This is a genomic window from Sorangium sp. So ce1036, assembly GCF_051369805.1.
GTDB lineage: Bacteria > Myxococcota_A > Polyangia > Polyangiales > Polyangiaceae > Sorangium > Sorangium cellulosum_F.
In genome coordinates, this window is the sequence record NZ_JBBMOX010000001.1 from 4,069,604 (window position 1) to 4,087,851 (window position 18,248).

An 18,248-nucleotide genomic window follows, 5' to 3' on the forward strand; every position below is an offset into this window, starting at 1 on the left:
TGGCTTCGGGTTGTACCGGACCCGGGAGCAGGGGTTCAAGAACCGGGAGCCCGGCGCGCATCGCGCGGGCAGGAGGACCGCGGGCGCGCGGCGCGCCGCGTCGCGTCCCGGGGATCGGGGCAGGCAGGTCGTCAGGTGTGTGTGCTCAAGCGCTGGCGACCGTCGCAGCGACGGCCGACGTACGCTTCTCCAGCACGAGCGACAGCGCCGTTCCGAGGTCGCGCTCGCGCGCCTCGTGCGTCGTGTCCCGGCGGAGCAGCTCCTCGTTCACCGCGATCGGCTCGGTCACGCCTGGCTTGCCACCGTCGCACGTCGAGCTCCACGAGATCGGGCAGCGCGCGTGCGCGCGCGAGGACTTCGTCGAACGGTTGCCACTCCGGGAGAGCGCGTTCGAGATCCTCTCCGGAGCCGTCCAGCGGCGAGCGGAGCCACGCCCGCAACCGCTCCTCGGCCAACGGACCCGCGATGCGGGCATAGAGCGCGATGTCCTCTGCATCGCCCGCGTGCCTGACGATTTGATCGAGCGGTGGCAGCTCGCTCGCGGGCAGCGGATCCGCCGCGCCGGCGAGCTGGATCAGGTCGTCGTGCGACACCAACATCGTATCCGTATGGGTCGCATACATCCACTGGCAAAGGACGAACGACCTTAGCCGGGAGCTTCCTGCCCCGCGCGCGTCTTCTTGTCCACGAGCTTCTGGATCTCCTCGTCGATGAGCTGCTCCATCCTCTGGGAGAACGCGAACCCGAAGGCGTAGTGCATCAGCCTCGGGAACCCTGTATCCCCCGGCTCACCGCCCTCCCAAGAGACACGAACCCCCGAAGCTTCGAGGGCGAACCGGATGGCATGGAGGGCGTTGAGCAGCGCCGAGACGCCATCAATCCCGAGACCTCGATCCGACCGAGGCTCGGGGATGCCGCGGATGGTGAACGGGCAGGCCCATTCTCCCGGCTGAACCTCAAGAGGCTGACCGATCGCTATCACCACCGAGCGGCCGGGGTCGTCAACGACGGTGAGGCGACGTTCCGCGATGGGGTTGTCTACGGGGACCATGGGACTCAGCTTGCCTCTGGCTCGTGGGGGTGGTCAAGCGGCAGCCCTCCGCTAATCTCCGAAGTGCCAATTGCACCAGTTAATGCAGGCGATCACACCCGCTTTTGCAGCTACCCAGCATGTCGCCCTCATGCGTGGATCAGGTAGCCCCCGGCAAAACTGCTCCATCGCGAGCTGGCCGTTCCTGCAGGCAGCAACGCACGCGCTGTAGGATGCGGCCATCTCAGCTTCCTCGACCGGCTCTCCGAGCTCGTCCGCCTCCGGCGATGATCCACATCCCATCGTCGCCGCCATCCCCGCAATTCCCAGCAGACCCAGCACGCACCGTAGCCGCCTCATGTGCTCCCCCTGAGGAGCATATCGAGTTCGAACCCTGTCCCCGTCAAGGACGAGCCTGCCTGGCCAGCTCCCGCCCTTCCGGGCAGGGCGGGCCAGCCCGGTCTAGTGCTAGGCGATGAACTCCAGCAGCGCGCGCGCGAACGCCGCCCGATGCGTGAGCATCCAGTCGTGCCGCCCGGGCCCGACGACCACGGCGGCGGACGGCAGCGCCCGGCGGAGGCGCTCGGCGCCGTCGAGCGGCATCGTCCGATCGTGCCGCCCCCACGCGAGCAGCGTCGGCACCTCCACCTCGGGCGCGCGATCGAGCACCTGGGTGAGCGAGCCGGCGCGGATGTGCGCGAGCATCGCCGCGGGGTGGCGGAGCAGGTTGCCGAGGAAGTGCGGCGCGGCGCGCAGGCTCAGGAGCGGCTCGAGGAGCGCGTCGAGACCGCGCGCCAGGAGCACGCGCGGCACCGAGCGCGCGCGCCGCGCGCCCACGGTGTCGGCGAGCACGAGCCGCGCGATCGGCCCCGGCGCTCCCGCGGCGGCGAGCAGCGCGATCGCGCCGCTGTTCGAGTGCCCGACGAGGGTGATGCTATCGAGCGTGAGCCGGTCGAGGAACCGCCGGGTCCAGCGACCGTACCGCTCGAAGGTCCACGGCGCGGCGAGGCGCGACGAGCGGCCGGCGCCGGGGAGATCGACGGCGATCACGCGCGCCTGCCGCGCGAGCAGGTGGACGAGCGGGAGGTACGTGCGTGTACAGACCAGAGGGCTCGCCAGGAGCACGATCGGCGCGCCCGCGCCCGCCTCGAGCATGTGCGCGCGTGCACCCTCGACCTCGACGTCGTGGTGCCGGAGCGCCCCCGGTGCCGCCACGCCCGGTCCTGTCGATGCGCCCCTGGCGCCACCACCCATCCAACGCATCTGGCGCGCCTCACGCATCCGGCAAGCGTCCTCGGGGCTTGCCGGGATGCGGCTCGATTACGCTCCGACGCCCGGCCGGAGGCTGTCGAGAGCCTCCCGGGAGAGCTGAAAATCAACCCGGAGGCTGTCGAGAGCCTCCCGGGAGAGCTGAAAATCAACCCGGAGGCTGTCGAGAGCCTCCCGGGAGAATTGAAATTCAACCGGAGGCTGTCGGGAGCCTCCCGGGAGAATCGAAATTCAACCGGAGGCTGTCGGGAGCCTCTCCGGAGAATTTTTTTCACGAGAATCGGCATCCGACCGGCGGCTGGCCGGGCGAGCGGCAAGGTTTCCCGCGCGACCAGGGACGAACCTGAGCGACGCGGTCCCCGATGCCGCCACGACGGCCGAATGCCCGCCTCAGAAGCCGATCGTATCGACCACCGGCGCGCGCGGCTTCGGCGCCGTAGCGCGGCTCGTCGCAGCGCCCTTCGGCGCGGCCCCGCCGCGGCTGCCCGTGGCGCCTTGCGGCGGAGCGGCCGCGCTGGGCTTGCTCCCCCGAGCGCTCGTCTGAGCCGCCGCGGAGCCCGCCTGAGCCGCCGTGGTGCCCGCCTGGGCCGCCGCGGTGCCCGCCTGGGCCGCCGCGGTGCCCGCCTTCGCCGCCGCGCTGCCCGCCTGGGCCGCCGCGGCGCTCCCCTCGGCCGCTGGCGCGCTGTGTACCGGCTCCGGCGCCGCGGCGCTGGCCGATGCCGCGGCGCTGGCCGACGCCGCGGCGCTGGCCGGCGCCGCGGCCTGGGAGGGCGCCACGGCGGGCGGCGACGGCTCCTCGGCGCCCGGGCTGGCCTGCCCGGCGGCCTGCGCGTCCTCCGTGGCGGCGATGTCCGGCGTCTGCTTCGACGCCAGGAACAGCAGCCCCCCGGTCAGGAGCGCCCCCAGCGCGAGCGTCGCCGCGATGAGCGCCGGCGCCCATCGCCGGGACGCGTCGTGCCCCGAGGTCGCCATGCCGGCGAGCGTCCGCCCCGGCGCGCCGGTCGTCGAGAGCCGCGCTCCCGGCCCCGAGGCCGGAGCCCCGGGCGCCGACTGCGAGGCCCCGAACCCCGTCGGCGCCACCCCGGGCGCCGACTGCGAGCCCCCGAACCCCGTCGGCGCCACCCCCGGCGCCGACGGCCGCGCCCCGCCGGGCGTCGACGGCGGCACCGCGCCGTGCGTCGCCGCCGCCGCCCCGTATGCCGCCGGCGCCGCCCCGTACCCCACCGGATACGGCGTGACGCCGGCCAGGGCCGGGTGGCTGCCCCGGTCCCCCGCCGGAAGCACGCTCGTGAACCCCAGGCGCGAGCCCCCGAGCACCGCGCGATCCAGCGCCTCCGCCATCTCCCGCGCCGACCCGAAGCGCGCCGCGGGATCGAGCTCCAGCGCCCGCTTCATCCAGGCGTCGATCGCGGGCGAGAGCCCCGGCCTCACCGTGCTCGGCAGCGCGAACACCCCGGTGTGCAGCGCCACCGACAGCGCGCCCAGCGTCTCGCCCCAGAACGGCACCTGCCCCGTGAGCGCGTGGTAGGCCACGACCGCGAGCCCCCAGAGATCCGCGCGGAAATCGACGTGCTTCGCGCTGAGCAGCTGCTCCGGGCTCATGTACAGCGGCGTCCCCAGCATGCTCCCGGTCGACGTCATCCCGAGATCGCCCGTCGGCGCCCCCTGCACCCGCTTCGCCACCCCGAAGTCGAGCACCTTCACGAACGGCTCGCCCTCGACGTCCACCAGGAAGATGTTGTCCGGCTTGATGTCGCGGTGGACGATGCCGAGCTGGTGCGCCCGCCCGAGCGCCTTGGCCGTCTGCGACACGATCAGCGCGACCTCCGCCGGCGGCAGCGCGCCCAGCCGCTGCAACCGGCGCTTCAGGTCCTCCCCCTCGAGCAGCTCCATCACGATGTACGGCATGCCCTCCGCCGTGACGCCGTGGTCGAACACCTGCGCGACGTGCGGGCTCTTGATCTGCGCGGCCGCCATCGCCTCCCGCCGGAAGCGCTCCACGAACCCGCCCTGGTCCGCGTACGTCGGCGACATGAACTTCACCGCCACCTGCGTGCCGAGCGCGAGGTGATCCGCCACCCACACGCTCCCCATCGCCCCCTTCCCGAGCTCGCGCGCGAGCCTGAGCGTGCTCGTCATCTGCTGTCCGGCGATCATCGAGGTCCGTCTCCTCAGCCGAGCCGCTGACCCGAAAGGGCGTATTCTGCGGGCGAACGCGATCCGTCGGGCGTGTCCCGGTCGCGCAGCGTACAACAAACCCCCCGGTACGTCACCTCTCCGGGCGCGCCGCGCGCGGACGTACCAGGTGCTCTCGGATAGGATCGCGCCATGCGCGAGGGCACGCTGGTCGCAGGCCGGTTCGAGGTGCAGCGCCTGGCCGGGGCCGGTGGGATGGGCGCGGTCTACCGGGCGACGGACCGGCACACCGGTCGCCCCGTGGCGCTCAAGGTCGCCCCCGCGGAGCTCGCCGTCCGCTTCCGGCGCGAGGCGCGCCTGCTCGAGGCCGTGCAGCACCCGCTCATCGTCCAGCACATCGCGCACGGCACGGCCGACGACGGCGCCCTGTGGCTCGCGATGGAGTGGCTGGAGGGGGTGACGCTCGACGCGCGCCTCCGGGGCGGGGCGCTCCCCGTGGCGGACGCGCTGCTCGTCGCCCACCAGGTCGCGGAGGCGCTCGCCGCGGTGCACGCGCTCGGGATCGCGCACCGCGACCTCAAGCCGAGCAACGTGCTCCTCCGCGACGGCCGGATCGACGGCGTGACGCTGCTCGACTTCGGCGTCGCGCGGGCGGTCGCGTCGACCACGCTCGTCACGGAGGCGACGGCGCTCGTCGGGTCGATGGGCTACATCGCCCCCGAGCAGGCGCGCGGCGACGGCGAGGTCGACGCGCGCGCCGACGTCTTCTCGCTGGGGGTGCTGCTCTTCGAGTGCGTCGCGGGCCAGCGCCCGTTCGCGGCCGACGACCCGCTCGCGGAGATGTGCCGCATCCTCCTGGAGGAGGCGCCGCGCCTCGCCGACCGGCGGCCGGACGTGCCGCCTGCCCTCGACGCGCTCGCCGCGCGCCTGCTCGCGAAGGACCCGGCCGCGCGGCCCGCCGACGGCCGCGCGGCGGCGGCCGCGCTCGCCGGGGCGCGCGCCCTGCTCGCGCGCTCGCCCGGCGGCCCCGACGGCGGGCCGGGCCCGGTGACCGGCGACGAGCGGCGGCTGATCAGCGTCGTCCTCACCGACGTCGGCGAACGGGGGGACGCGCCGGCGGCCGAGCAGGGCGCGGGCGAGGCGGCCGAGCAGGGCGCGGGCGAGGCGGCCGAGCAGGGCGCGGGCGTGGCGGCCGAGCAGGGCGCGGGCGTGGCGGCCGAGCAGGGCGCGGGCGAGGCGGCCGAGCAGGTCGTCGCCGAGATCGCGGGCGCGTTCGGCGGCGCGCTCGTGCGGCTCCCGGGCGGCGCGCGCATGGTGCTCCTGTCCTCGCAGGGCGAAGAGGCGCTCTCGGGGCGCGGCGGGTCCGGCGCGACGGTGGCCTTCGACCTCGCCGCGCGCGCCGCGCAGTGCGCGCTCGCCCTGAAGGCGCGCCTGCCCGCGCGCCGCGTCGCGCTCGCCACGGGCCGGGCGCAGGTGCGCGGGCGCCTCCCGGCGGGCGACGTGATCGACCGCGCCGTCGCCCGGCTGCGCGAGGCGCGCGACGACGTGCGCCTCGACGAGATCACGGCGGGGCTCGCGGCCCCGCGCTTCGAGGTGAAGGGCGGCGCGCCCTCGTTCTCGCTCACGGGTGAGCGCGGCGCCTCGGCGCCGGAGCGCGCGCTCCTCGGGCGGATCCCCGCGTTCGTCGGGCGCGATCGCGAGCTCGGCGCCCTGCGCGGGCTGTTCGAGCAGTGCGCCGAGGAGCCCGTCGCGCGCGCCGCCCTGGTGCTCGGCGAGGCGGGCATCGGCAAGTCCCGCCTGCGCCGCGAGCTCGTCCGCGCGGTGCGCGCCCTCGACGCGCGCGCGTCGGTCGACGTGGCGCGCGGCGAGCCGCGCCGCGCGGCGGCCCCGTTCGGCCTGGTCGGCGAGCTCGCCCTCGCCGCGGCCGGCTGCGCGCCCGGCGAGGCGGTCGAGGCGCGGCGCGGCAAGATCCGGGGGCACGTGGCGCGCGTCGTGCCCGCGGCGGACGCGTGGCGCGTCGCCCGCTTCCTCGGCGAGATCGCGGGCGCGCCGCTCGACGACCCGGATCCGGAGCTCCGCGCCGCCCGCGGGGACGCCGGCCTCCTGGGCGAGCAGGTCCGCCGCGCCGCGCTCGAGTGGCTCGCCGGCCGGTGCGCCGAGGGGCCGGTCGTGCTGGTGCTCGAGGACATGCACTGGGCCGACCCCGGCTCGGTCGCGGTCCTGGACGAGGCGCTCCAGGCGCTCGCGGATCGCCCGCTCCTCGTGGTCGGCTTCGCGCGCCACGGCGTGGTGGACGCCTTCCCCGGGCTGTGGATGCAGCGCGGGGTGCAGCACATCAAGCTCGGGCCGCTCGGCGCGCGGGCGGCCGAGCGCCTCGTCCGCAGCGCGCTCGGGGACGAGCTCGACCCGGCCGAGGTGGCGCGGCTCGTCGCGCACGCCGACGGTCACCCGTTCTTCCTGGAGGAGCTCGTGCGCGCGCGCGCCGAGGGCCGCAGCGACCTGCCGCCCACGCTGGTGGCCCTGGTGCACGCGCGCATCGAGGCGCTCCCGGCCGAGGCGCGGCGCACGCTGCGGGCGGCGAGCCTGTTCGGCGCCAGCTTCTGGCCCGCGGGGGTGCGGCATCTCCTCGGCGCGGGCGCCACGGCCGAGTCGCTCGATCGCTGGCTGCGGAGCCTGCTCGACGAGGAGCTCGTCGCCCGGCGCGCCCCATCGCGCTATCCGGGGCACGACGAGCTCACGTTCCGCCACGCCCTGGTGCGCGACGCCGCCTACGGCATGCTCACCGACGGCGATCGCGCCGCCGGGCACCGGGCGGCGGCGCGGTGGCTGCGCTCCGTGGGCGAGACCGACGCGCGGATCCTGGCCGAGCACGCGGAGCAGGAGGCCGCCGCCCTGGCCCGCGCGCACCCGGGACAGGCGCAGGCCGCTCCAGGGCAGCCCGCGGATCTCGGAGGCCCGGAGGAGCCCGGGGGCGACAGCGTGCGATGAGGTGTAAATTGGTGTGAGATTGATGATTTTCCATTGACGTGATAACCGCCGGCCCGGAGTATCGAGCATGGAGTCGGCTGATTTGGGCGCGGCGGGCCCGTACGAGCTCCTGGTGCAGCTCGCGACGGGCGGCATGGCCGAGGTCTTCATCGCCCGGCGCGCGGGGGAGGCGGGGGAGCGCGCGCCGCTCGTGGCGGTGAAGCGGATCCGCGCCGACCTGCGGCACGACCCGATGTATGCGGAGATGCTCTTCGACGAGGCGGGCCTCGCGTCGCGCATCGCGAGCCCGCACGTGGTCCCGGTGCTCGATCGCGGGCTGGACGAGCGCGGCGCGCCGTACCTCGTGATGCCGCTCATCGTGGGGGTGACGCTCAAGCGCCTCGCGAGGCCGCCGGATCCGCTCGAGATCGGCGACGCGATCGATCTCGTGGCGCAGGCGGCCGACGGGCTGCACGCGGCGCACGAGGCGCGGGACGGCGCGGGGGAGCCGCTCCAGGTGATTCACCGGGACATCTCGCCCTCCAACATCCTGGTCGGGGTCGACGGGCGGGCGCGGCTCTGCGATCTCGGGCTCGCGTGGGCGCTGCGCCGCGCGACGCGGACGAAGACCGGGACGGTGAAGGGGAAGCTGAGCTACTTCTCCCCGGAGCAGGCGCACGCGAGGCCGCTGGATCGGCGCTCGGACGTGTTCTCTCTCGGGGCGGTGGCGTGGGAGGTCGTGGCGGGCCGGCGGCTGTTCGCGGGCAGCAGCATGCTCTCGATCCTGCACGCCGTGCTGGAGCGGGAGGTGCCGCCCCTGTCGCGCGAGCGCGAGGGCGTGGGGCCGGCCGTCGCGGGCGTCGTGGCGCGGGCGCTCGAGCGCGATCGCGACGCGCGCTGGCCGACGGCCGCCGATTTCGCGGCGGCGCTGCGGGACGCGGCCGGGCGCGAGGGGCACGCGGGGTCGCGCGAGCGGGTGCGCGCGCGGGCGGAGGGGCGCCTGCCGGAGCCGCTGCGCCCGCTCGCGTCGATCTCGTCGATCTCCAGGCCGGGCGGGCCGCTCGCGACGCCGGAGATCCTCGACGAGCTGAGGGCGATACACGCGGCGGGGGTGGTGGGCGAGGGGGACTCGAGCGGGATGGTGGCGCCGGCGAGCCGGCGGGGGTGAAGGCGCGCGGGCGGGGCCCCGGTCACCCCGATCGGCGCGGAACCAGGACGAGCCTGGGCGACGCGAGACTGGGCCCTGCTCGGCGCGGGGCTGCCGGGGCAGGGGCGCGCCCTCGGCGGGAGGGCTACGATGGCGGAGGATGGAGCCCCTCTTCTTCCTGATGATCCTCACGGGAATCGCAGGGCTCGCGAGGTGCTTCGCGCAGGCGAGCGACGCGGCCCGGCGGACCGCCGAGGCCCGCTGGCGGCTCGTCCGGCCCGTCTGGCAGCGCGCGGCGAGCCTCGTCGGCGGGCAGTTCCGCTCGGGGCCGGGCCGTCTGGGAGAGCCCCGGATGCAGATCACCGTGGTACTCGAGAGCGTGGCGCTGCTCGTCGACCATGACGTCGACCACCGCGGGGTGTCGGGCGTGCGGTACATGACCCGCATCACCAGCACCGCGAGGAACCCGTCGGGCCTCCGGCTCCGGGTGCACGAGCAGCGGCTGCGCGGGACGGGCGACGGCGGGTTCCGGGGGAGGCTGGTGGACGTCGGCAACCTGAAGGCGGACGGCGCCTTCGTCGTGAGGGCGAGCAGCCCGACGCTCGCGCGCTGGTGGCTCACGCCGCGGCTGCGCGCGGCGCTCCGCGCGGCGTCCGAGTACCAGCTCACGCTCGAGGCGCACCGGCTGACCTCGATCCGCGCCGGGCTGGAGGACGACGCCGAGCGGCTCGTGCGCGCCCTCCACGCCGCCGCCCTCGTCGCCGGCCGCGGCCGGGAGCTCGCGAAGGCGTGGCGGGCGCTGGCGCAGGAGCTCGGCGGGAGCCTGTCGCCCGGGCCCAGCACCGAGTCCGGAGGGGAGGTGACGATCGAGCTCGAGCACCGCGGCAGGCTGGTCTGCGTGGAGCTCGGCCGGAGCGCCAGGAACGGTCGGCTCGGCACGCGGGTGAGCGCGGCCCGCGTCGCGTCCCCCTCGGAGCGGTTCGCGCTGAAGCGCCGGGCCCGGCGCGGATCGACGCGGGGGAGGTCCGAGCCGCCCGGCGGCGACGCCTTGCTCCGGGCCTACGAGGTGCAGGCGAGCGCGCCGGAGAAGGTGGCACCGCGCTTCACCGACGAGCTCGCGCGGGAGATCCTCGCGCTCCGCCCGTCGGCCATCATCGGCAACGAGGCCGCGGTCACGCTGGTCTTCAGCGAGCTCGAGACGGGGCGAGAGCCGATCGAGCGCGCGATCGCGATCGTCTCGGCGCTCGCGGCGCCCGGCTCCCAGGGGCCATATCGCTAGAGCACCGATCACGTTGAACAAGCGAGAGCTCAACCGCCAAGCCGCCAAGGACGCCAAGAATGGATTCTCTCCTTGGCGTCCTTGGCGGCTCGGCGGTTCGAATTTCTGCACTTTTCAGGCGGTTTCAACCCGTTGGTCGCCCTGGAAGGTTGTCACCGAAGCGCGTCCCGGGGTCGCCGCTCACGGGGCCTGCGCTCCGGCGGGCCCCTTTTGTGGCCCGCCTGCGCCGGCCCTTCCGCGACGACCCCGGGACGCGCTTCGGTGACGCACCACGAGAGCGGCGATCGTGTCGTCCGGTCCGGACACCAGGCGGACGCCCTTCCTGGAGCGGGGACCGTCCGGCCAGGCGAATCAGGCCGTATCGAGGAACAGGGCGACCGCGTCCGCGGTGCGCAGGGGCGATCGCAGCTCCCAGCGGACGAAGTGGTGATCGTATTGACGCTGCCGGCTCAAATCCAGGCGACAGAGCCCGTCCGGATCATCCACGACCAGCGCCGCGGGCGGATAGCCGTCGAGCGTCGTGGCCGCCGCGGGCCGCGAGGTCCCCGCGCCGTGATCCCGCCACCAGGCCACGAAGTCGTGGGCGAGCTGGACGGTCTCCGGGAACACCCGTCCCGGCTCCCGGAGGACGGCCTCCTGCACCCGGAGCGCGGTCGCGAGCGCGGACGACCGGCCGATCCCGTACTGTTCCTCGATGTAGCGCGCAACATCATCGTAGAAGGGGCGCCACCCGCCGACGTTGAGATTCCAGGGCGAGTAGCGATCCACCCAGGCCAGCGCGGGGTATGCGCCCGGCGACGCGGCCAGGGCTTCGAGGAGACGACGCAGGAAATCGGTCGCCTGGATCCCGTGATCCCACTGGAGGTACCGGAGCACGTAAAACAGCACGCCGGACCCCTCGTAGAGGCGGTAAGCATCGTACAGCCTCTTCATCGTCCGAAGATCCTCTCGCGTGAAGCTGAAGGTCGCGACGATCTCGTCCTTTTCGTCCGTCTCGATGCGGTACTTCTCCCGGTACGCGGGGTCGGCCATCGGGCTGTTCACGAGCACACGTGTCGCGTAGGCCCGCGCCGGCACGCCGCGATCGATGCAGTACTGGAGGTCGCGCGCGAACGAGTCGACCGTGGAGCCCGGCAGGCCGATCAGGAGGTCCGTCGAGATCGGCAGCTTCAGCCCGCGGAACACGTCGGTCAGCTCCTCGAACCGTCGCGTCTTGATATTCGAGCGCCGGACGATGCCGAGCGTCGTCGGGTCGGTCGTCTGCATGGCGAGGATGCCCTCGGCGGCGATGTCGGCGTCGCGGAGGATGCGGATGATCTCGGCGATCCTGTCCGTCGCGTTCTTGGCATAATTGACGGCGAGCTGGCGAGGAAAGCCGTGTCGCCGCCGCGCGTCCGCCACCATGCGGGCGATCTCGACGTCGCGCTCGAGGACGCCGAAGTTCGCGTCGGCGCACATGAGGATCGGGATTCGATGGGTCGCGATCCACTCGATCTCTCCCCGGATGCGGTCCAGATCGAACGTCCTGATCTTCTGCAGGGTCGCCTGGCCCCAGTCGCAGAAGGTGCAGCCGTAAGGGCAGCCGCGGTTGGTCTCGAGGCACGCGGCGACGAACTCGTCCATGCGGCAGCCATCGAAGGAGCCCGTGAGGTACGCCGAGGGGAAGACGTTCACGTCCGCCGTGCGCTGGCGGTCGGCGGTCCGCAGCGCGGCCCCCGACGCCGGATCGCGGATCGTGAGGCCTGGGACCTCACGCAGGTGGTGCAGCCCGGCCGCGGGACGGCCCGGAGAGCGCGCGAGCGCCTTCAGGATCTCCGCCGCGCTCGACTCGCCCTCTCCGCGCACCGCCACGTCGACGTGGTCGTGCTGGGCGAAGAACCGGGTCGCCTCCGCCTCGTAGGCGGGCACCGACGGGCCGCCGTGCACCGTGACGAACTCGCGGCTCGCCGCCTTGAGCGCCTTCGAGATGCGGAGGTGGACGTCGATCGTCCACGCGTAATCGGAGAACAGGACGACGCCCGGCCCGCGCCGGAGGATGGCGTCGCGCACGGCCGCCGGGGTGAGCAGCAGCTCGGGGATGATGTCGTACGAGCGCGACAGGGCGCCGCCCTCGTAATTCCGGAGGTGGGCCAGGATCATCCCGAGCGCGAGCGGGAGGTACGACCGGGGCTCGTGGCTCTCCGCGGCGGAGACGAGGTAGACCGGCGTGCGCTCGGGGGCGCGCCGCGACGGGGCCGTCACGGCCGTCGCCGAGAGCTGCTCGAGCTCCTGCGCGAAGCGGCCCTGCTGCTCGGCGCAGGCGGCCCTCACGTCGGCGAGCCGGCTCTGGACCACGCGCGCACCGTGGTCGGCCTGCGCGGCGACGAGGAGGCCGCGCGCCACGAGCAGCTCCAGCCAGGTCCGGGCGCCGGGCGCATCGCCTGCGAACACCTCGCCCGGGTCGGCCGCGTTCACGAACGACACGAGCACGGCCACGGCCTCGGGCGGCAAGAGCAGGTATCGCCGGCTCGCCGCGCTGAAGGCGAGGAGGCCGCACGGCCCCGGTCGCATCGCGAAGTTCCACGGGAGCTGGAGGCGGCTCGGCACGGGCCGGGAGATCGGTCCGACGTCGGCGTCGCGGCGCTCGATCTCCCGATCTGGCGGCGGCGGCCATGCGCGCTCCTCCGCGCCCTCGACGCATAACCCCGACCGCAAGAGGCTCTTCACGGCCGCGTCCCACGCGGCCGCGTCGGGCGCCGCCGTGCACGCGGGATCCCAGCGCGTTCGCCCCGACGAGAGCTCGGCGAGCACCAGCGCGTTCGAGCGGGTCAAGAGGACGCGGTTCCGCGCCCCCGGCACCCACCCCACGAGCTTCCTCGGCTCCCGCGGGTGGGGCGGCGGGTGGAGCGCGATGATCAGGTTGGACGACGCGGCGATCCGATGGTGCTCCATGAGATCCCTCGATGATCAGAGTGGTTGCCTCTCCGGGGGCGCGCGCGGGCGTGCCCCGCGCGCGGAGCGCGATCACGTGGGCTGTCGCGGCAGGCGGATGATGAACTCGGTGAACTCGCCCTCGATCGAGTCGAACCGGATGCTGCCGCGGTTGCTCTTGACGACGATGTCGTAACAGATCGACAGCCCGAGCCCGGTCCCCTCGCCCGGTCGTTTCGTCGTGAAGAACGGGTTATACAGGCGGTCGCGGATGTCTGCCGGGACGCCCACGCCGTTGTCGTAGACGCGGATCTCGACGAGATCGCCGTCGCCGCGGGTGGCGACCCGGATGTGCGGCTGGTACAGCGGGTCGCCGGTCGCCTTCTTCGCGTTCACCGCGTATCCAGCGTTATCGATCAGGTTCAGCAGCACGCGGCTGATCTCCTGGGGCACGAGCTGAAGCTGGCCGACCGATGGATCGAGCGCGAGCTCCAGCGAGACCTCGAGGGGCGGTGTCCGGGAGCGCAGCCCCTGCGCGGCGAGCGACGCGAACTTCTCGACCAGCGCGTTCAGATCCGTCTCCCGGCGCTCGCCCTGGCCGCCGCGGGAGTGCTCCAGCATCGAGCTGATGATGCCGTCCATCCGGCGGCCGTTGCGCTGGATGCTGGACATGCTGCGCGCGACATCGTCCAGCGTCGCGCGCAGGCGGCCGCTCGAGGCCGCGCCCGCGCCGGCCGCCGCGAGCTCGCCCTCGACCTCGCCGAGCGCGACCTTCGCGTCCTGGAGCATTCCCTCCGCCAGCTGCGCGAAATTGTTCACGAAGTTGAGCGGGTTGCGCAGCTCGTGCGCGACGCCGGCGGTGAGCGTGCCGAGCGACGCCAGGCGCTCCTGCACGATGAGGCGATCCTGCGCCTCGCGCAGCCGGGCCATCGCCGCCACGAGCTCATCGTTCTTCGCCGAGAGCTCGCGCGTGCGCTCCTCGACCCGCTGCTCGAGCGTCCGGTACAGCACCGCATTGTCGAGCGAGATCACCGCCTGCGTCGACAGGAGCAGCAGGATCTTGATGCGGCCGGGCGTGAACGCCCCCTTCATGAGGTTGTTCTCGAGGTACACCATGCCCTTCCGCTCCGACTGGCGCGGGAGCGGGAAGCACAGGATGGACACGACCTCGTGCCTCGCGATGTACGGGTCGCGCCGGAACTGCGGGCTCGACATGGCGTCGTCGATGACCAGCGGCTCGCCCGTCCGCGCCACGTAATTGACCACGGACTCGGGCACGCCGCGGCGCCCTGGGATCTTGGCGCCGTCGCCCCCCGGCGGCGGCGCCCCGCCCGGCAGCTCGTCGTCGACGCGCCTCTCTGCCTCGACGATCCACTGCCCATCGCGCTCGCGGAGGAGCGCGCCCGACTCCGCTCCGCCGGTCTCGATGAGGAGGGCCATGAGGCGCGTCAGCAGCCGGTCCCGGTCGACCTCCCTCGAGAGCGCCTGGGACGCGTTGATGACGCTGACCAGATCGAGCACGTTCAGGTCCCACTCGCCGCCTCGCGTGCCGGTCAGGGTGACGGGGCTGAACGTGACGCTGGCCACGCGCGGCACCAGGTGCGGCAGCTCGCGCTCGAGCGCCTTGGCCTTGGTCACCGCGCCCCAGCGGAGGTAGGCCTCGTGCGCCTCGCGGAAGCGGCTGCGCGCGGCGCGCACCTCGCGCCTCTCCAGGAGGAACCGCGCCGCGCGCTCGCAGGCGAGCGCCTCTTCATGGACGTAGCCGCTCGCGCGCGCCAGCGTGACGGCGCGCTCGAAGAGCGTGCGCGCGTCGTTGTCGCGCCCCTCGGCGCGCGCGCGCTCCGCCTGGACGAGGGCGGCCTTGTGCGCGATCGTCTTCGGGCAGTGCGGGAGGGCGATCTCGAGCTTTCGCTCGTGCTCCGCGACCCGCGCCAGGATTTGCGCCCTCTCGGCCTCGTCGGAGCGCTGGAAGACCGCGAGCCGCGCGAGCGAGTCCCAGAGCGCCAGGATCGGCTCATACAAGGAGTTCATCGTCGTCGCGGCATACGGCTCGCGCGCCCGGGCATGCGCGGCGGCGCGCTCGAAATCGCCGAACACGTAGCAGAGCATCACCTTGAACAGGTGGTAGTTTCCCATCCCGCCGTCATCGGTGATCTCCGACAGCCGGGCCTCCTCGTCGTAGGCCCGCCCGACAAGGTGGGTCGGATCCGCCGTCTCCTCGACCAGGTTGCGCGCGAACTGATGGATGACGTCATGCCAGTTCTTGACGACGTTCTGACGTAAGCGGACCGCGACCTCGGCGTAGCGCTCGAGGTCGGGCACGACCTCGCCGAGCGGATCGCCGGCGAGGAGCCGCATCAAGCACCAGCTCGAGGCAGCGCAGGACGCGTTGTACGGGCTGCCAGCCTCCATTCCATACCGGTATGCGTCGAGGAAATGTTGCACGAGCTCGTGGAGCGGCAGGGTCCAGTGGATGAGCTGGCAATGGGCGTAGATGTAGACGAACGAACGCATGCCGTTGTCGCCGAACGCGTCGGAGAGGACGACCGCCGCGCGGCCGAAGCGAGTGGCCCGATCGATGTCCTCGTTCTTGGCGAGCAGCACACCGTAGAACGTGTATGCAAAGGCCGAGTCGACGGTGTTCCCGTGCGTCATCGAGATCTGAATCGCCTTGCATACGATCGGCGCGACCAGAGAATACGACGTCATGACGGCCGGAAGGATCATTCGATTCAGCAGCTCAAGGGCGGTCCGCGCCGCCTCGTCGGTGCAGCGCGGGAGGTGCGCGAGCTCCTCGATGGCGCGGCCGGCGAGCGCATCCTCCGTGCGTCGCATCTCCTCGGCCACCGTCTCGGGCGTCGCCGGCGACGGCAGCGGAAAGCTGAGGCGTGCGAGCAGATCCGCGAGTATCTCGAGCGCCTCGGCCATCCGGCCCTGGGCCACCAGCACCTGCGCCTCGATGCGGCGTACGCGTGCCTCCTCGACAGGCGTGCGGGCGTGGCGGAGGAGCGCGGCCGAAAGGGACTGCGACGTCTCGAAGTCGGCGCAGCAGAACGCCGCCTCGACGCCGCGGTCGTGCAGGTCGCGCGCCACGTCGTCTCGCTCCCAGTCCTGCTCCGACAGGAGCGCTATCCCTGCCCTCGCGTACCGCAAGGCAGGTTCGGCCGCCGCCGCGTCGAGCGCCTTCCGCGCGGCGCGCAGGTTGAGGCGCGCCAGCTCGTTTGTCTCGACAGGGTCGGAGATCGCCCCGACGCCTCGGTTGAGCTGATCGACAACGTCGAAGAGCATCTCCTCGCCCGCATCGAGCAGCTCGAGCAGCTTCCGCCCGACGTAGCGGTGCAGCCGCCCGCGGCTGCCTTCGTCGAGCGCGGCGAGCGCGGCCTCCTGGACGCGGTCGTGCGCGAAGCGGAACTGAAGCTCGGGCCCTGCCGCCGCTTCCACCGAGGAATGCACGTGGTCGAGCGGGATCGCGAGTCCTTCTGCGACAGCGTCCCAGAGCGCGCGGCCGATCTCGTCTACCGGCCGTACCGCCACCTTCGCCAGCGTGCCGAGGTCGAAGCGGTTGCCGATGCACGCGGCGATGCGGAGCAGCTCCCCGGTCTGGGCAGGGAGCCGCTCGAGGCGCGATGCGAGGAGGTGAACCACGTTGTCCGTGACGCCGCGCCGGCTGATGGCGTTCGTGTCGAAGCGCCACCCCGCGGGGGATGGCTGGAGCAGCCCGTCGGCGTGGAGCGACATCACGAAGGCGCGCAGGAAGAACGGGTTGCCGCCGGTGCGCGCGACGACCAGATCGGCGAGCTCCGCGATCTCCCCGGGGGGCATGCACAGCGCGTCACCCAGGAAGCGCCCGATGTCCTCCCGGGTGAGCGGCGAGAGCGCCAGCCGCTCGACGTGAGATCCCTGGGCCTCGATCTGCGCCACGGTGGCGCGGAGGGGGTGAGACTCTCCGACCTCGCTGTCACGGTAGGCGCCGAGCAGGAAAAGCGACTGATCGCGGGCCATGTGGAGCAGCTCGTGAAGGAGCTTCAATGAGTCGGCGTCCGCCCACTGGAGATCATCGATGAGGAAGCAGAGCGGATGCTCGGGCCGTGCGAACAGCGAGAGAAACTGGTGCACCGCCTCGTGGAAGCGGTTGCGCGCCTCGTCGGGCGGAAGCGGGGCCGGAGGCGGCTGCGCGCCGATGACGGCGCAGAGGGACGGGCACCCCGCCGCGAGCACCGCCGCGTTGGACCCCAGCGCGCCGAGAATCCGGTCGCGCCAGGCGTCGAGCTGCGCCTCGCTCTCGGTCAGGATCTGTTGGACGAGCGCCTGGAACCCAAGCAGGAACGCGCTGTACGGCGCGCTCCGGATCGGGTCGTACTTGCCGGCAGCGAAGTACCCGCGGCGGGCCGTGAGCGGGCGATGCACCTCCTGGATCAACGCTGTCTTGCCGATGCCGGTGTAGCCCGATACGAGCATCAGCACGGCGCCGCGCGTGGCCCGCTCGAACGCGCCGAGGAGCTGCCTCGTCTCGACGTCGCGACCATAAAGTCGCTGGGGAAAGTGGATCCGATCCGGACGGTCATCGGCGCCGAGAAGGAACGGCTCGATGGCGCCAGCGCGCCTGATCCCATCGAGGCAGCGCGCCAGGTCCGCCCCCAGGCCGGCCGCGGAGCGGTAACGCTCGTCGGCGTCCTTGGCCATGAGCTTCAAGAGCACCGTAGCGATCGCTTCGGGCACCGCGGGGTTGAGCTCCGCAGGCGAGGGGGGCCGCCGGGCAATATGGCAGTGCACGAGCTCCAGCGGATCCTCCGCCACGAAGGGGCGTCGGCCGGTCAGCAGCTCGAAGAGCGTCACGCCGAGCGAGTAGAGGTCGGTCCGCTCGTCGATCGGGCGGTTCATTCGCCCCGTCTGCTCCGGCGAGATGTACGCGAGCGTCCCCTCGAGCGCGCTCAGGCTGCCGAAGTTCTGGTGCTCGGTCGTCAGGACGGTCGCGATGCCGAAATCGATCAGCTTGATCTGTCGTGTCTCGGGATGGATGAGGAGGTTGGATGGATTGATGTCCTTGTGCACCACGCGGCGTCGATGAATGTGGTCGATCGTCCTCGCGAGCACGATCGCGATCTCGAGGAACTCCTCGAGCGTCAGCCTCCCGGCCAGCATCGCGGCCTTGAGGGCGACGCCGCCGAAATCCTCCATGACGATCCCGAAGCGGCCCTGCTCCTCTTCCAGCCCGTAGGCGTGCACCACGTTCTCGCCGCCGCACCTGCAAAGCAGCGCGTGCTCGTGACGAAGCGCCGCGAGCCGCCGCGGCGGCGGGTGGGGGGCCTCGAGCAATTTCATGACCACCGGCGCCCCGTCGGCGCGCCGACGCGCGCGGTAGACGGCGGTGTGTTTGCCCATATGAAGAATTTCGCGGACGTCGCAGCCAAAGAGACTGGTCAACATGAAAGCTCCGGGTGCCGGCGCGGGTGGAGAGGTCACGCGCTATCTCTGGCGAGCGCTCCCAGGACCTGGGCAGGCCTGCCGTG

The 18,248-nt window shown here is 73.0% G+C and carries 9 protein-coding genes; 3 read left to right on the forward strand and 6 right to left on the reverse strand.

Features of this window, described 5'->3' with window-relative positions:
• Positions 1-145 precede the first annotated feature (145 nt).
• The 4 genes from WMF31_RS15535 to WMF31_RS15550 all read right to left on the reverse strand — a co-directional run bounded on the left by WMF31_RS15535 (position 146) and on the right by WMF31_RS15550 (position 4,456).
• Positions 146-289, reverse strand: coding sequence for a hypothetical protein (locus WMF31_RS15535; protein WP_165373301.1), 144 nt, complete (start codon positions 287-289; stop codon positions 146-148).
• A gap of 357 nt (positions 290-646) precedes the next feature.
• Positions 647-1,051: a DUF6968 family protein gene (locus WMF31_RS15540; RefSeq protein WP_129349179.1), complete on the reverse strand. Its 405-nt coding sequence runs from the start codon at positions 1,049-1,051 to the stop codon at positions 647-649.
• Positions 1,052-1,498: 447 nt separating this feature from the next.
• On the reverse strand, positions 1,499-2,245 hold the full coding sequence (locus WMF31_RS15545; protein WP_436602693.1) for an alpha/beta fold hydrolase: 747 nt from the start codon (positions 2,243-2,245) through the stop codon (positions 1,499-1,501).
• A 444-nt stretch (positions 2,246-2,689) separates the two neighbouring features.
• Positions 2,690-4,456, reverse strand: a complete 1,767-nt coding sequence (locus WMF31_RS15550) for a serine/threonine-protein kinase (protein WP_436602694.1) — start codon at positions 4,454-4,456, stop codon at positions 2,690-2,692.
• A gap of 171 nt (positions 4,457-4,627) precedes the next feature.
• Here WMF31_RS15550 and WMF31_RS15555 point away from each other — a divergent pair, with 171 nt between their 5' ends.
• From WMF31_RS15555 to WMF31_RS15565, 3 genes are all read left to right on the forward strand, one after another.
• On the forward strand, positions 4,628-7,423 hold the full coding sequence (locus tag WMF31_RS15555) for a protein kinase domain-containing protein (protein WP_436602695.1): 2,796 nt from the start codon (positions 4,628-4,630) through the stop codon (positions 7,421-7,423).
• Between the two features lie 67 nt (positions 7,424-7,490).
• Entirely contained in the window at positions 7,491-8,570 is a 1,080-nt protein-coding gene (locus tag WMF31_RS15560; RefSeq protein WP_436602696.1) for a serine/threonine-protein kinase, read from the forward strand.
• Positions 8,571-8,709: 139 nt separating this feature from the next.
• A complete protein-coding gene (locus WMF31_RS15565; RefSeq protein WP_436602697.1) occupies positions 8,710-9,828 on the forward strand; it encodes a hypothetical protein in 1,119 nt (372 codons plus the stop codon).
• A 351-nt stretch (positions 9,829-10,179) separates the two neighbouring features.
• On the opposite strand, the gene WMF31_RS15570 is transcribed toward WMF31_RS15565, so the two are convergent.
• Positions 10,180-12,759 (reverse strand): B12-binding domain-containing radical SAM protein, encoded by a 2,580-nt coding sequence (locus WMF31_RS15570; protein WP_436602698.1) that lies wholly within the window; start codon positions 12,757-12,759, stop codon positions 10,180-10,182.
• Between the two features lie 72 nt (positions 12,760-12,831).
• The gene (locus WMF31_RS15575) at positions 12,832-18,165 is read right to left on the reverse strand and encodes an AAA family ATPase (RefSeq protein ID WP_436602699.1); all 5,334 of its coding nucleotides are present in this window, start codon (positions 18,163-18,165) and stop codon (positions 12,832-12,834) included.
• Positions 18,166-18,248 lie beyond the last annotated feature (83 nt).

Excerpts from the sequence above, each read along its gene's own strand:
- WMF31_RS15570 (WP_436602698.1), bottom strand. The coding sequence starts at position 12,759 with ATGGAGCACCATCGGATCGCCGCGTCGTCCAACCTGATCATCGCGCTC.
- WMF31_RS15560 (WP_436602696.1), top strand. The coding sequence starts at position 7,491 with ATGGAGTCGGCTGATTTGGGCGCGGCGGGCCCGTACGAGCTCCTGGTG.
- WMF31_RS15540 (WP_129349179.1), bottom strand. The coding sequence starts at position 1,051 with ATGGTCCCCGTAGACAACCCCATCGCGGAACGTCGCCTCACCGTCGTT.
- WMF31_RS15575 (WP_436602699.1), bottom strand. The coding sequence starts at position 18,165 with ATGTTGACCAGTCTCTTTGGCTGCGACGTCCGCGAAATTCTTCATATG.
- WMF31_RS15555 (WP_436602695.1), top strand. The coding sequence starts at position 4,628 with ATGCGCGAGGGCACGCTGGTCGCAGGCCGGTTCGAGGTGCAGCGCCTG.
- WMF31_RS15565 (WP_436602697.1), top strand. The coding sequence starts at position 8,710 with ATGGAGCCCCTCTTCTTCCTGATGATCCTCACGGGAATCGCAGGGCTC.
- WMF31_RS15550 (WP_436602694.1), bottom strand. The coding sequence starts at position 4,456 with ATGATCGCCGGACAGCAGATGACGAGCACGCTCAGGCTCGCGCGCGAG.